Annotated in this window: 8 protein-coding genes; 2 read left to right on the forward strand and 6 right to left on the reverse strand. The window is 33.7% G+C overall.

The features are described from left to right. Positions 1-2: 2 nt before the first annotated feature. Genes ABNT22_RS04490 through ABNT22_RS04515 form a run of 6 tightly spaced genes read right to left on the reverse strand, consistent with a single transcriptional unit; the run spans position 3 to position 10531 of the window. Complete coding sequence (locus tag ABNT22_RS04490; RefSeq protein ID WP_348714494.1) at positions 3-3110, reverse strand: glycoside hydrolase family 2 TIM barrel-domain containing protein; 3108 nt, start codon at positions 3108-3110, stop codon at positions 3-5. Further along, entirely contained in the window at positions 3100-6183 is a 3084-nt protein-coding gene (locus ABNT22_RS04495; protein ID WP_348714496.1) for an aminotransferase class III-fold pyridoxal phosphate-dependent enzyme, read from the reverse strand. Before ABNT22_RS04495 ends, ABNT22_RS04490 begins: the two co-directional genes overlap by 11 nt. After that, positions 6146-6613, reverse strand: a complete 468-nt coding sequence (locus ABNT22_RS04500) for a GNAT family N-acetyltransferase (protein ID WP_348727226.1) — start codon at positions 6611-6613, stop codon at positions 6146-6148. Before ABNT22_RS04500 ends, ABNT22_RS04495 begins: the two co-directional genes overlap by 38 nt. A 49-nt stretch (positions 6614-6662) precedes the next feature. Beyond that, positions 6663-8648 (reverse strand): MGH1-like glycoside hydrolase domain-containing protein, encoded by a 1986-nt coding sequence (locus ABNT22_RS04505; RefSeq protein WP_348714501.1) that lies wholly within the window; start codon positions 8646-8648, stop codon positions 6663-6665. Beyond that, a complete protein-coding gene (locus tag ABNT22_RS04510; RefSeq protein WP_348714503.1) occupies positions 8641-9483 on the reverse strand; it encodes an aldose 1-epimerase in 843 nt (280 codons plus the stop codon). Before ABNT22_RS04510 ends, ABNT22_RS04505 begins: the two co-directional genes overlap by 8 nt. A gap of 49 nt (positions 9484-9532) precedes the next feature. Beyond that, positions 9533-10531 carry a GntR family transcriptional regulator gene (locus ABNT22_RS04515; RefSeq protein ID WP_348714506.1) on the reverse strand — a complete coding sequence of 333 codons (999 nt, stop codon included), beginning with the start codon at positions 10529-10531 and terminating at the stop codon, positions 9533-9535. 179 nt (positions 10532-10710) lie between these two features. Here ABNT22_RS04515 and ABNT22_RS04520 point away from each other — a divergent pair, with 179 nt between their 5' ends. Both ABNT22_RS04520 and ABNT22_RS04525 read left to right on the forward strand, forming a co-directional pair. Next, the gene (locus tag ABNT22_RS04520; RefSeq protein ID WP_348714509.1) at positions 10711-13818 is read left to right on the forward strand and encodes a TonB-dependent receptor; all 3108 of its coding nucleotides are present in this window, start codon (positions 10711-10713) and stop codon (positions 13816-13818) included. A gap of 10 nt (positions 13819-13828) precedes the next feature. Then, positions 13829-15370 (forward strand): RagB/SusD family nutrient uptake outer membrane protein, encoded by a 1542-nt coding sequence (locus ABNT22_RS04525; RefSeq protein WP_348714511.1) that lies wholly within the window; start codon positions 13829-13831, stop codon positions 15368-15370. Positions 15371-15512: the final 142 nt, after the last annotated feature.

Consider the following 15512-nt stretch of genomic DNA (forward strand, 5'->3'; position numbering starts at 1 on the left):
GATTATATTTTTTTAGGGTGAATTGTAAATGAATATGTATATCTTTTGTTAGCAGGAATGGTATACTCTGGATGTACTAAACGTCCCCAAGAAGTATCGCCACCAACGCCCATTTGTAGATAATCAATATTCCATTGTATGGTATTTCCAATTTTAATATCTGCACCATGTTTTTTAGTCACAGGAACTAATCCTGATGCTGATTTTCCAGCTTCATCACTCGTAAAGTCAAGTTCTTTCATATGAAATGGCCATGCACTACTATTCAATAATTGGTTTCCCGTAACTTTTAATTTTAATGTGTTAGAAGATAGTTCTGCCCAACGAATATTTGTTTTGTTTCCTGTTTCTTGTGGACGAGAATATCTATGAAATTGTTCTTGAATTTTGCCAGTGTAGATTCCTGTTTTTTGTCCGGTTTTTCTATCCCAATAAGACTCTTCAGGACCTTTTCCGTACCAAGACACTTCGCTGAAAGTATTTGGTAAGGTTAGGTACATTCCTAATCGAGGAATGTTAGGAAGTTTATCTTTTAATGTAGCGAAACCGTAGTCAATATGAAGTGTACCATCATGTCCAATGATATAAACTATTTTTATTCTTCCGATATTTTCCGGTAAATCGTATTCTACTCCATAAAAAACTCCTGAGTTGGTAACAACGGGGGTTTTTACTAGTTTAGGATCGTTGTTATAAGAAGCGTTTTGCCAAATTTTTGCCCATTTGTCCATTCCATTTCCTAAATCATTATCTGTAGGAGGACGCCAAAAATTAGGTTTAATAGGATGGTTTGTAACAACCTCTCCTTTATGTTTCCATGAAATGACTTCTCCAGTTATAGCATCAACATTAAGATCGGTTTTATTATTTTTTATTTGAAAGAATTTATCCGTTTTAGTAATTTTTAGTTTTTCTTTTGAAGATATGCTTGGAGTGTTTGATTGTCCTTTTTGAAGTATAAATTCATCCCAAGCAACTTCATGACCCTCTGGAAGTCCGTTTTTTTCTTCTTTTTGATGTAAACTGATTTGTAGCATATATTCTTTGGTAGGATCAAATTTTTGAGGCAATTTTTCTAATTGCCAAGTAAAACTTTGTTGAGGTGCCACATTAATTCGGATTCCTGAAGCTTTTATGGTGGGATTTCCATCTTCTAAAAGTTTCCAACTAATAGTTTTATCAGAGAAGTCAGTAAAAAAGTTCTTGTTGGTAAGTTTAATTTTACCATTGCCCAAATATTCAAAATGTGCAGGTTCGTATACTTTTTTTACTTCTGATAAATGTGGGTGTGGATTTCTATACGGGTCTACTAATCCGTTGTTTAAAAAATTACCATCTGTTGGTAAGTCTGGATGATAATCGTGCCCATAAGCTAAGTAAGGCTTTCCGTTTTCATCTTTGTACTCTAAACTTTGATCCACCCAATCCCAAATATAACCCCCTTGAAGGTTTGGGTACTTTTCTATGATATTCCAATAATCTTGTAGGTTTCCTACAGAATTTCCCATGGCATGGCAGTATTCAATCATTACCGAAGGTTTATCGGAATCAGATTTTCCATGGTTGATTAAATATTCAGGTTTTGGATACATCGGACAGTAAATGTCTGTGTAGTCTTCCTTTCCAGCGGGTTCATATTGAACAATGCGATTATCGTCTTGTTCTTTTAACCATTTATAAGTAGCTCTAAATACATTTCCTTCCCCGGCTTCATTTCCTAAAGACCAAGAGTAAATTGAAGGATGGTTACGATCTCTATAGTACATTCGTTTGGTACGCGCCATATGAGCAGGTAACCAACTCATTTCATTTCCTATTTGTGTTTCTTCTGAAATAGCTAAGGGATGACTTTCTATATTGGCTTCATCAATAACATATAAACCATAAGTGTCGCATAAATCTAACCAATAAGGATCGTTAGGGTAATGTGAAGAACGAACGGCGTTGATGTTATTTTGCTTCATTAGCAAAATATCTTTTAGCATCGATTCTTTCGAAACTACATGTCCTGTGTGTGGATCGGTTTCATGTCGGTCTACTCCTTTAAAATAAATGGCTTTTCCGTTGATAAGTACTTGTGCATTTTTAATTTCTACTCGTTTAAAACCGATATTCTTTTTAATAAATTGGTTGTTGTTTAAGGAAATGTTGAGTTGATACAAATTAGGAACTTCTGCTGACCATGCTTTTACATTCTCTATTGTTTTATTTGTATTGAATTCAATAGTTGTATTGGCTGGAATACGAATGTTTTCAGAAGCTATGGTTTCATTTTCTAAAGAAACATCAAGTTTTTGAGTAACCTCTTTTGACGTATCATTTGTAATTGATATCGTTCCGTTTAAAACTCCATTGGCATAAGAGTCATCCAACGTAGTTTTTGCATGATAATCTGAAATATAAACCTTAGGTCTACTATATAGATATACGTCTCTTTCAATACCACTCATGCGCAGCATATCTTGGCTTTCAACATAACTAGCATCCGACCAACGGAACATTTGTAGAGCGATAAGGTTTGATCCTTCTTTCAAATATGAGGTGATGTTAAATTCTGCAGGAGTTTTACTTCCTTGTGAATATCCAACATATTGCCCGTTGATATATACATACATCGCCGATTTGGCTCCAGCAAAATGCAAGACAATGTCTTGAGATAAGAACTCTTTTGTTATGGAGAATTGTTTTCGATAAGTGCCTACAGGATTGTAATCTTTCGGAGCTTCTGGCCATTGTGTAGTAAATGGATAGCGCTCGTCTAAATAAATAGGTTTTCCAAAACCTTCAACTTCCCAATTTGCAGGAACCGGAATGGTAGTCCATTGAGAGTCATCAAAATGTATGTTATGAAATGTAGTAGGACGTTGTTTAGGGTCTTTTACCCAATTAAATTTCCATTCTCCGTTTAAGTTTAAGAATCGATTGGAATTTTCTTTTTTTGAAATATCATCTGTTTCAAAAGCAAAAAAAGAAGTTCGTGGAGGAAGTTTGTTTTCTTCAAACACTTGATGGTTAAAGTGGTTTTTTTGCTCACTTACTTTTTCTAAAGGTTGATTTTGACAACTTAGAATAAGAAAGGATAGCAGTATATAGAGAGCCTTAGATTTCATAATTAAGCATATAGTCTTCGTTAAAAATATTGGTTAGATATTGTATTAATTCCTCTGCATTGGTTTTTGAGAATACGATTGGAGGTTTTATTTTTAAAACATTGTTGTCCTTTCCGTCTGTACTCATCAGAATTTTATGGTCTTTCATTCTGTTAGCTAAGTAAGAAGCTTGTTGTGTAAGTGGATTTTTGTTTTTGTCAACCAATTCAAATCCTAAGAAAAGTCCTTGACCACGTACATCTCCAATAATTGGAAACTTACTAGCTAATTGTTGAAGCTGGGTTTTTAGAAATTCTCCTACATGAAGTGCATTTTCTTGAAGTTTTTCTCTTTTTACGGTTTGTATTACTGCTGTACCAATAGCACAAGAAACAGGGTTGCCACCAAAGGTGTTAAAATACTCCATACCATTAGCAAAAGAGTTGGCAACTTCTTGAGTGCAGGCTACAGCTGCTAATGGGTGGCCATTTCCTAAAGGTTTTCCTATAGTTACAATATCAGGAATTACATTGTACAACTGAAATCCCCAGAAATGTTTACCTACACGTCCACAGCCCACTTGAACTTCATCAGAGATACAAACTCCACCGGCGTTTCGTATATGTTTGTATACTTTTGGCAAAAATCCTTCTGGTAGTTCTACCTGTCCACCACAAGAAATAATAGGTTCTAAAATCATTCCGCCAACATTTCTTCCTTTCTGTTGAATGTTTTCGATGAGTTTATGTACCTCGTCAGCGTATTTGTCTGCGGCATCTTCTTCCGTATATTTTCCTCTAAAGATGTCAGGAAGTGGAAAGATATGTGTGTGTTCTGGTGCTCCGGTACCTCCTTTACCGTCAAATTTATAAGAAGAAATATCAATACACATATTTGAGTTTCCGTGATAACCAACTTCAGAAGCTATTATATCACGTTGTTTGGTATGTGCTTTTACCATTCGAATAGCTAGTTCATTGGCTTCACTACCAGAGTTTACAAAGTGTAATACATTAAGTTCAGGAGGGAGGGTTTCTAATAGTTCTTTAGCAAGTTGATTGATGTTTTCGTGTAAATACCTTGAATTGGTATTTAACAAACTCATTTGTTGCTGACCTGCTTTTACTACAGTCGAATGTTCATGTCCTACATGTGCTACATTGTTTACAGTATCTAAATATTTGTTACCATATTGATCGATCAAATACACGCCCTCTCCTCGAACCATTTTGATTGGGATTTTGTATTGAAGACTTAGGCTTTTTCCTAAATGTTGTTTTCGGTAATCAATAAGTTCTGTGTTGTTGGAAGTGTTTGAAGTATTTAATCCATTCGTTTTGAAAAGTAGATTCGGATTCGGACATAAACTTTTCCAAACTTCTTTTTCTGAATAATAAGCTACTCCTGGAAAATCATTTTTAAAATTGAGCATAGAAAAATGCAGTTGAAAATGTAAATGAGAAGCCCAACTTCCATTCTCTTCTGGTGTTCCTAAATTTCCTATTTGAGTTCCCTTTGAAACAAAATCACCGACTTTTTTGTTTTCTAGACTTTCTAAAGTAAGGTGTCCGTATAAAGAATAGAACTCAAAATGAGTTGTTTGATGTTTTAATATAATTAGTCCCCCATATTCTTTGAATTTATTATTGTCAGTAACCACCGCAATTTCTCCATCCATAAAAGCATGAACAGGAGTATGTGCAGGTAGCCAAAAATCGACACCTAAATGAACCGTTCTGTTTTCTCTCCCTGAATTTCCAATACGATCATATTCTGATGAGATATATAACGGACGAATTTCATCATAACCGCCAGCAATAATTTTAGAAGGATGTTCTTTTTGAAGTTGGTTTATTTTGAATTGGAAAACATCAAGATTGTTGAAATCGGAAGAGTGTCCAAGCCATGAGCTTTCTACACTTAGATCGAGTGGAGTAACTTCTTTTTTCTGAATAGAGGGAAATAAATCCTCTAAAGTAAACGATTGATTAGATGCCCAAGTTTCAAAGTTTTTTTGTTGTGGATGAGGAGTGTATTTACAAGCTTTTCTAAATGAAAAATACGCAAAGTCCGCATCTATGGTATACCATTTTTTTAATACTTCCCACGCTGGTTTTTCAGAGATTAGAAGGTATTTGTTATCAGGTTCCTTTTGTTTGTTTATGGCAGATTTGGTCACAGAAATGACCAAGCGCATGGCAATAGAAATATATAAATATTGTAATTCCTCTTCTAGTAGAGGGAAGGTGGTGTGATATCCTTTTATAATTGGTAATGACGCTTCCAGAGGATTGTTATGATGCATAATAGCATAGGCACAAGTAATGGCAACGTCATTAATTATTTGAGTATGAATGGCGTCTCCATAATCTATAGCGGCTTCAACCTTAGGAGATAACAAATCATTAGAAACAATAACATTATTATCGTTAGCATCATTATGAACTACTGCTTTTCTCAGTGAAGTGTATTCTTTTTGAACACTTTTAAATTGTTGCTGAAAATATGCTAGAATATCTTTTTCTTCAGAAGAAAATAAGTGTAAATGTTCTGATGTCCATAAAGCTTGTGCGACATCCCATTCAAAAGTACGATGCGCTTCTTTGTGGTCAAATCCTTGCAGTGCTTGGGTTAATAATCCACATTGTGTTCCTAAACTAAAACGCAAATCGTCTAGCTGTGGATTCACACTGCTCCATACTCTTCCAGAAACCCAAGTTAACAAACGTACTTTTCGTTTGCGACCATGATTGTCTATAATTTCAGAGATACTATTTCCTTCAAGATCTTTAATAACCTTAGGACTCACCGATGTTTCGTTTTTCTGCTCAATAAACTGTAATAGTTTTTGCTGAAAATCTAAATACCCCTCGTTTTCTTCAGGTCGAGATACTTTTAAAATGTACTGGTAATTCCCTTCAACTTTAATTCTAAAATTAAAATCTAATTCTCCAGGTAGTTCTTTAGCAGCTCCTTTAATGTTGAATAATTTTAAAAGTATAGCTTCTGCTTGGGTAGTAGTTATTTTTATGGTGTTGTAGTTCATGAAAATAAGTCTATAGTAGTTTTTCAAAAGCCAATCTAGTGGCTCCATTTCTTACTTTGATAATACCGCAATAGGTATACTTAAGTTTTTTAAGAATGTGTTGCATTCCTAAATTATCAGGGTGGGTATCAATACGCATTGATTCTATGTTTTGCTGTTTTAATTGCTCTTCGCAATAACTAATTAAAGTTGTTCCCATTCCTTTTTGAGTACAGTTTTCTCCAACGGCTATACGGTGAATTACTCCATAAACAGCATCAGTACTTGTAATCCAATTTCCATTTATTTTATTATATGTTGGTTCATTGGAAGTGGTAAGCATATAAGTAGCAATAATTTCATCTTCATTGTTTTCTACCACGTAGCTTTCCTTATTTTGTATGTCATTAAGTATTTGTGCCTCATTTGGATAGCCATCTTGCCATTGATCGATGTTTAAAGATGCTAAAAATCGTTGGGCGTAATGAAATATCTCCATTAGCTTTTGTAAATCATTTGTGGTTGACTTTCTTATGTGCATAGTTCTACTAATTGTTTTGTAACATCATTATTATGTGTGCAGCGCTCCAACTAAAATTATGTGCGTGCAATCCTTTCCCTGTTAAAGGATGATAATTTTCTCTAATAGCAGGTCCTTTTTCTAAAACACCTTCAGCTCCTTTTAAAACCTGAATGGTAGCTTTGTCAGCTTCAGAATTAAAACCGTAATTACGTAATCCTTTAATACCAAAATATGCTTGATCTAACCAATTCGGACCTCTCCAATAACCTTTTAAAGGATCAAATTTTTTATGATCAGCACTCATAGTTTGAAAAGGTACTTTGGTAAAAAACTTAGAAGGATTCATCATGTTGTTTTTTACGGCTTCAGCTTGTTCAGAACTAGCCGCATTTGCCCAAAGAGCAGTCCATCCTTCACTACCTTCCCCTTTTATAAAATCCGTTCCTTCTATATTGGTGTCATAAAACCAACCATCATTTTCATCATAAAACTGTTTTTGAACTTTGTCTTTTAGTATTTGAGCTTCATTTTTATAGTGTTTTACATCCTCTGTTTTATTAAGAGTTTGCGCTAATGCTGCTAAAAAATGTTTTTCAGCATAGAGATATGCGTTGAGGTCTACGCTTTCTTGGTTTAAAGAATAGGCGCCCTCACTATTTTTTAAAATTTTAGAATTGTCAAATCGAATAGCATTATCCATACCACTTTCCCATTTGGCAGCAACCAAACTACCATCAGTAGAGCCATATTCACAGAGTCCATCTTGATCATGATCTCTTTTGGAATACCACCATTGATGGTACTTTTTCAACTTAGGATACATGTATTTTACAAATGCGGTGTCTTTGCTTTTTTCAAAGACTTTAACTACTGACCAAGCGGCAAGTGGTGGTTTAGTATCTCTATAATTATGTGCTTCAATAGAAGTATCTCTATATACACAATCAGCTACAAAACCATCTTCATTTTGAAAATCAAACATTAGTTTAATTTGCTTTTGAGCCAAATCTGTATTGTAATACGCTAAACCTACGCTGTGTTTCCAAGAGTCCCAAGACCAAAAGCCATTAAACCATACATAATGATAGCTAGGAAATAACCCTTCATGTTTTATTTCTCCAGCAGGAATACGCCAATTATTTTGTAAAGTAAGATGCGCTTTTGCTAGTACTTGAGCGTATATGGAATCGTTAAATAGAGGTTTTCTGTTGCCAATTAAATCAGCTAATTGAGATTCTTTTTCATTTTGTCTAAAAGTGATTAATTCTTCAAAGTTAGTATTAGTTATTTGTTGTAACTCTTCTTTCCATGAATATTCAGGGAAGATAAAAGTTTGAGAAATAGTGACAGTTTTAGATTCGTTTGGAGCTAAATTTATCTGTTTAGAATCTGTTTGGTAGAGATTATTGTTACAACTTATGATATTATTAGGAAATTTTAAATATCCAATCGCATTAGATTTTTTTGAAGTGATTTTTATCTCTTTTTCTGAAGAAGAAAGAGTTAAATCATCAGCTAAAAGAGGTTTGTTTTCCCAATAATAGTCAACAGAAACATCTTCTCTTGAAATGTTTTTGATTTCAGATTGGATAAATGCAGTATGTCCAGAACTGAATACAAGTTTTTGTGTGAGCTGTAGATTTTTAGAATTATATATTTGTTCTAAATGACTATTATAACTAGTAGTTGTGTGTTGTGTCCATTGCTGATCTTTTACTTTTAACATTGCTAAATTTTCACTGCTCCAAACTCCATTTTGCTGAGTCATTAAAAAAGGCCCTGAAAACCCAATGTTGTTAATGGAACTAGGAAAAGCATATGCGAACCAAGCACCTTGGTCAGAATACATTAATCCATTTTTGTCAAACTTTTTTTGAGGTGTAATTGTGTAATCAAGAAGATTGGTGTTCTTGAATAGATGTTTGTATGAAGCATTGTTTTTTACAGTTGATTTGCTTGTACATCCAATAATGAGGAGTATTGCCGATATGGTTGGTATAATTTTATTCATCTTGTAGTTGAATGGTCCATTGAATATTAAAAGTGTCTTTTGGAGATAGGATTTTTAATCCAACATTGTTATTAAAGCTATTCGATGGGCCAGTAATAGGTTCGATAGCAATATGGTTATCTATTTCAGGAGTGTATATTTGAATAAAGTTTTTGTCAAAAGAAGAACTTAACTTCATGGTGTAGTCTTCTGTTTTGTAAATTACATAATCGTCTTTTAGTAGATAACAGTTATCTAATTGTTGATTAGAAACTTGAAAACTTTTTGGAAGTTTACTGTCTTCCATTTTAACAGGAATCATTTTGTTGTTATGAATAATTTCTTTTTCAGTATTTAACTTTAAAATACTGGTACCTCTATTATTTGCATAAAAATATGGGTGCCATCCAATAGTAAAAGGGAAAGGATTTGCATCTATATTGGTAATAGTGACCTTTAAGCTCAATTCGTTTTCAAACAAAACATAGGTAAGGTTAACAGTAAATAAAAAAGGAAAGCCGTTCTCTTTTATGGTTTGCGTATATGATAAGGTAGTAGCAACATAGTTGGTGTTTTGAGTGCTTTCAAGAACTTCAAATGTTTTGTTGAATAGCAAACCGTGTATGGCATTATTTCCATGGGTATTTTGTTTTAATTGGTGTTTCTTATTTTGGAATTCATATTCACCATTTAAAATTCGATTTGCAAAAGGAAAAAGAATGGCAGAAGCATAAGAAAGGTGATAGTCTACCTTGTCAGAAAAATCCTTAATAATAATTTTATTGTTAAGAGTTAAATGTGATATACTTCCACCATTTTTTAGGGAAATTACAGCTTTAGAATTTCCTTTTTGCATATGGATTATGGGAGAATCTTTATGTATGTGTTTTATTGTTTGCAATTCTTTAAATGGAATTTCTAATTATTAATCTGTTTTCGTTTTCAATCTTTTCTTTTTCATTATTAAGAATCATACTAGCCAATTTTTTTCCCATAGCTTTAAAGTCAGTGGATATAGTAGTAATTCCATTTTCTACAATTTCTTTCAATAATGTATCGTTGTAGGAAATTATCCCAATATCCTTGGCAATTTGAAATCGAAGTTCTTTTACTTTCTTTATAATTCGTATTAGGTTACGATCATCTGGAATAATAAAAGCATCTCCTTTTTCAATAGTGAAACTATCCAAAGAATCAATGCTTATCCCATTGACACGGTTCATTTTGCAAAACTTAGCAAAACCTATTAATAACCCATCTGGCTGTTTGTCTTCTTGAAATAAGAAAATTAAACGATCGTATTTTTTTATTAAATCAATTCCACTGAGCAAACCATAGAAAATATCTTTTTCAAAGGGCTGGTATATAGCAGGGTACTTTTTCAATTCGTCATTAGTCTGGTCTAACAAGTATACTTTGTCATCTGGAAGGTTTTCAATGATGTGAGCAATACCCTTTAACTTGGCTGGCATAATTATATACGTATGATAATTGCCAATATTGTCAAAAATTAACTTTTTAAAAACATCATAATTGAAATGATGAAAGAAGATGTCTACCTCAATGTTTTCTCCTAAATTTTTAATAAATGATTTATATAAGTCTTCTTTAAAGGTGTTTAATTCATCAAAAAGTAAAAAAACCTTTTGAGTTATATGTACGCTCTCACTGTTTACATAGTACCCTTTTCCTGGAATTGACTGTATAATGCCTCTTGTTTTTAACTCATTATAGGCTAGTAACACAGTGTCTCTTGAAAGCTTGTGTTTGTTTTTAATGCTGTTTATAGATGGTAGCTTGTCTCCTTTTTTAACTCTCTTAAAAGTAATGGCATTTTCTATAGAAGAAACAATCTGTTTGTATTTCGGTATCCCTGCTTTTTCCTGTATCTGAATTATACTCATGAAACAAATATATAAATTCTATAAAATAAAACAAACTGGTAGGTACTAGTTTGTTTTATTTTGTTTGAATCTTAAATTAGCTGAGCGGTCTTATTGATTTTTAGGTGTTTATATGTCTTTAAATATAGTGTAGCCGTGAGGTTTTAGGTAAAAAACAAGGATTAATTAATTTAACATTTATGAAACAAAAACAACTAAAGAAAAATCAAATTTTATTAGTAAATAAGATTGAAACCCTACTAGTCTGTTTTTTATTAATGCTCTCTACAAGTCTTTTTTCTCAAGAGAAGAAAATTGTTGGAAAAGTAGTTGATAAAAATGGAGAAGGATTGATAGGGGCAACGATTGTAGTGAAAGGTACCGTAAAGGGTACGGAAACTAATTTTGATGGAGAGTACGAGATCGATGCAACACCAATATCGGTGTTGGTGTTTGAGTATATAGGATATAAAACTAAAGAGGTTTTAGTTGGAGAGCAAACAACTATCAATGTGACTTTAGAAGAAGACTCTGAGTCTTTAGAAGAAGTTGTTGTTGTGGGGTATGGAACTCAAAAGAAAAGTGATTTAACAGGTGCTATTGGGCAGGTGAAATCTGAGGAATTGACAAAAGTAACTACTACCACACCTGCTCAAGCTTTGCAAGGAAGAGTTGCTGGTGTTAGTGTAACTTCTTCTAGTGGGTCTCCAGGTGGAGCTCCTGGTATTTTAATTAGAGGGATAGCTTCTTTTGGAAACAATCAACCTTTATATATTGTTGATGGGGTAGAAGCTGATAGTTATTTTATTGATCCTAGAAATATTGATTCCATAGAGATATTAAAAGATGCTTCTTCTGCAGCAATATATGGTACAAGAGGAGCAAATGGAGTTGTTATTATTACAACCAAAAAAGGTAAAAGAGGTAGGGTAAATGTAGAAATAGAGCAGTCGTATAGTATTAATACACAGCGTAAGAAACTTAAGTTGTTAGATGCTGATGGATATGTAAGTGTTCATAGGCAGATGTATGAGAATGCGGGTAATGCTTTGCCAGCATATGTAACGAATCCACCAAATGTAAATACAAACTGGATTGATGAGACACATAGAGATGGGTATCTTAATTTGCTTAATGCTAGGGTTTCTGGAGCTTCAGAAAACTTAAATTATAGTTTTGGAGGTAATTATGCTGATGAACAAGGTTTGTTAATTGGTTCTTCTTTTCTGAAAAAAGGATTCTTTGTAAACGGGACTTTAAAGTCAGATAAACTTACGTTATCTGCAAATATTAACTATACAGAAACAAAAAGAAATCCATATAAATTTTCTTTAGGAGAAACTTTTAGAATCTCTCCTTTAATTCCAGTATATGATGATACAAAAGAGTCTGGATTTGGATATAGAGACGGGCAAATAGGAGATCACAGAAACCCTGTTGCTGACGACCATTTTAGACAACGCTACAGTAAGTTTAGATATCTCTTAACGAATTTTAGTGCACAGTACGAAATACTGAAAGGGTTGAATGTTAAGGCGAATTACTCTTTTTCTGATCGAACTAACTTTGATTTTAGCTTTAATCCTGCGTTTAGAGCAAGAGATAACGATACCAGTGAGAATAATATTTATTCGTTTATTTCTGAGAATGATGGTTTTTTAAGAAAAATCAACCAGTTATATACCGCTAATTATAATATAGATTTTGGGAAGCATGATTTTAAATTATTGGCTGGTTATCAGCGTATTTCGACACTTTCACAATTTAATTATGTACAGGCTCAAGGATATAAGGAGGTTAATGGTGTTAGGGAAGCTGTTGAGTTGTTAGATGATAACTTTAATACATTAAGTGCGTTTAGTTCAGCTCAGGCTACATTTTCAGGGTCTGGTTCAAACGGAAGGTATAATATTGTATCTCAATTTGGAAGATTTAATTATACATATGATAATAAATATTTGTTTCAGGCAAGTGTACGTAGAGATGGATCTTCTAAGTTTGGTAAAAATAGGAAATACGGGATTTTCCCTTCTTTCTCTGCAGGATGGAAGATTACAGAGGAGAAGTTTATGGAGAATCAAAATGTGTTTAGTTTCTTAAAACTTCGAGCAAGCTGGGGGCAGGCAGGTAATGATACTGCATTAGGTTACTATGGTCATCAGGTGTTAATTAGACAAGGCAGTAGTCAAGGTAATGGAGGGTATGTTTTTGGTGATCCTCAACTTTCTGCTTCAGGAAGTATTGTAACAGATTTAGAAAATTTAGATTTACAATGGGAGGAAAGTACCTCTACTAATATCGGTTTAGATTATGGTCTTTTAAATGGAGCGCTAAAAGGTGGAATCAACTACTATAAAACAATAAGTGATAAGGTGTTGTTAACACGAGAATTACCTGGTAATGCAGGGGTTGTAAATGACCCAATAGTGAATTTTGGAGAGTTTCAAAACAGTGGTTTCGAGTTTGATTTAGATTATCGTACTAAAATAAATGAGGTTAATTTTTCTGCTACAGCAACGTTTTCAACTTTAAACAGTGAGGTGACTAGATTGGGGAATGAGTCGCAAATTCTTAGAGGAGCTGGTCTTTTGTTTGGAGCAGATCATTTTGTAAATCAAACAAAATTAGGGTACGAGCCAGGGGCTTATTTCTTGCCGGTTGCAGATGGTATTTTTCAATCACAAGCAGAAATAGATGCGCATGACCCATCAGGAACACTTCAGCCAAATGCTGCTCCTGGAGACATTCGTTTTGTAGATCAAAATGGAGACGGGGTATTGGATAGTAAAGATGAAGTTTATCAAGGGAGTGCTTTACCAAGTTATGAATATAGTTTAAACTTAAATGCTGATTATAAAGGTATCGATTTTAATATTTTCTTTCAGGGTGTTGGAGGAAACAAGATATACAATGGAAATAGATTTCAATCTATAGGTATGGATAGTGGTCGAAACTTTGAAGCATTAACTTTAAATGCTTGGACGCCAACAAATACTAATACAAATATTCCTAGAGCTGTATTAGGAGATCCAAATGGGAATAATCGTGCGTCTACAAGGTTTTTAGAAAGTGGAAGTTATCTGAGAATAAAAACAATTCAACTAGGATATTCTTTTCCGCAAGAGATGTTAGAAAAGGTTCATATTAATAAGCTTCGTGTATATGTGACGGGGCAAAACTTATTTACGTTTACTGATTACAGTGGATTGGATCCAGAAGTAGGAGGGTCTGTTCTTTCTAGAGGTATTGATAGGTCGTTATACCCACAATTCAAGTCAGTTATTTTAGGGTTTCAATTACAATTATAAGACAAACAACATGAGAATTTTTAATAAAATTTTAGCAATAGCATTAATTACAGGTTTAATATCGTGTAATGATGATGAATTTTTAGATCAGAAATCACCAGATGAATTAACTTCAGCTTCCTTTTGGAGAAATGCTAAAGATGCAAAAGAAGGGTTAACGGCTGCGTATTCTGAATTAGAATCGAGAAGTAATTTTTGGGATGGTTGGCAAGAAGGAAGGCCTGTAGTTGAATATTTTAGGTCAGATTATTCTTTGCCAGGTCCAGATGCAGCTAACTACGCACATTGGATGTCTATTTTTAATTTTAATTATACAAATGGACATATTTTCATAAAGGTTTTATGGGATACTAATTATAGAGGAATAAACTTTGCAAATCAAGTGATTACGAAAGTAGGTCAGATGACTCCTGATCAGATTTCTGATGCGGAGAAAAAACAAATTATTGGCGAGGCTACATTTTTAAGAGGGTATTATCACTTTAAATTATTAACCTTATTTGATCAGATAATCATAAGGGAAGAATCTCCAACAGCAACTACCTTAGACAAGGCATTATCTACAAGGCCAGAGGCTTGGGCTCTTGTTATAAATGACTTTAAAAATGCTGCTACGATGATTTCTAATAAAGGAGAAACAGAAGTAGGAAGAGCTACTAGAGGAGCAGCGTTAGCATATTTGGGTAAGGTGTATCTTCATAAAGCTGGAGATGTGTCTTCAGCAGAACCGACTGACTATCAAAATGCAGTAGATGCATTAAAGCAGGTGGTAGATGGTAGTACAGGAAGTTATAGTTTAGAATTAGATTTCTTAAGTAATTTCAATGGAGAGAATGAGAATAATTCAGAGTCGGTTTTTGAATTGCAGTTTAAAACTGGAGATGCTACTTCGTGGAATGCTACTCGTTTACATGCATTTATTGGTGATTGGTCAATAGGTGGCTGGGGTGGTTTAGAAGCTACGAAAGCGTTAGAAACGGTTATGAAATCAGAGGGCCAAATTGCAACAAATGGTTTGTATGATAATAGATTGTATGGAACGCTTTATTTTAGAGATGATTATTATAATGATGCAGCTACTCCAAGAATGCAGGGGTATACATGGGATCAGTTGATGGATTGGCAATACAACAGTACAAATGCTGGCAAGGTGTATTATAGAAAATGGTTGCCTAATTATGTTTGGAATAATAGTTATATAGGGTTAAATGTTACGTTAATGCGCTATGCAGATGTAATGTTAATGTATGCAGAAGCTTTGAATGAAGTTGGTTCAACAGCGCAGGCAATTCCTTTAATCAACGAGATTAGAGAAAAGCATGGGGCAATGCCTCCGATTGCTGTTACCTCTAAAGATGATGTAAAGAACCAAATTATCCACGAAAGAACTATGGAGTTGACATTAGAATCTGTTAGGTTTTTTGACTTAAGAAGATGGGGGATGTTAGATCAGGCAATGCAGGCAGCGGGTAGAAACGGTTTTAGTGCTGCAAATCACGCATATTTACCGGTTCCATTATCAGAGATAAACAATAATAATGAAGTGAATTAAAATGTCCTTTTAAACATTTTTATTTTGTAGGGTTTGAATAAAGAAAATAGCATTGTCTGTAGTGGATAGTGCTATTTTTGATTTTTAGCTTATTAAACAGAAAAAAAGGATGTAAAGTAATAAAGTATATAAAAAGAAAAAG

The organism is Tenacibaculum sp. 190130A14a (assembly GCF_964048965.1).
Lineage (GTDB): Bacteria > Bacteroidota > Bacteroidia > Flavobacteriales > Flavobacteriaceae > Polaribacter > Polaribacter polynesiense.

What these genes read in the sequence shown, in the direction of transcription:
- ABNT22_RS04490 (WP_348714494.1), bottom strand. Translation starts at nt 3,110, where the DNA reads ATGAAATCTAAGGCTCTCTATATACTGCTATCCTTTCTTATTCTAAGT.
- ABNT22_RS04495 (WP_348714496.1), bottom strand. Translation starts at nt 6,183, where the DNA reads ATGGAGCCACTAGATTGGCTTTTGAAAAACTACTATAGACTTATTTTC.
- ABNT22_RS04500 (WP_348727226.1), bottom strand. Translation starts at nt 6,613, where the DNA reads ATGGAGATATTTCATTACGCCCAACGATTTTTAGCATCTTTAAACATC.
- ABNT22_RS04505 (WP_348714501.1), bottom strand. Translation starts at nt 8,648, where the DNA reads ATGAATAAAATTATACCAACCATATCGGCAATACTCCTCATTATTGGA.
- ABNT22_RS04510 (WP_348714503.1), bottom strand. Translation starts at nt 9,483, where the DNA reads ATGCAAAAAGGAAATTCTAAAGCTGTAATTTCCCTAAAAAATGGTGGA.
- ABNT22_RS04515 (WP_348714506.1), bottom strand. Translation starts at nt 10,531, where the DNA reads ATGAGTATAATTCAGATACAGGAAAAAGCAGGGATACCGAAATACAAA.
- ABNT22_RS04520 (WP_348714509.1), top strand. Translation starts at nt 10,711, where the DNA reads ATGAAACAAAAACAACTAAAGAAAAATCAAATTTTATTAGTAAATAAG.
- ABNT22_RS04525 (WP_348714511.1), top strand. Translation starts at nt 13,829, where the DNA reads ATGAGAATTTTTAATAAAATTTTAGCAATAGCATTAATTACAGGTTTA.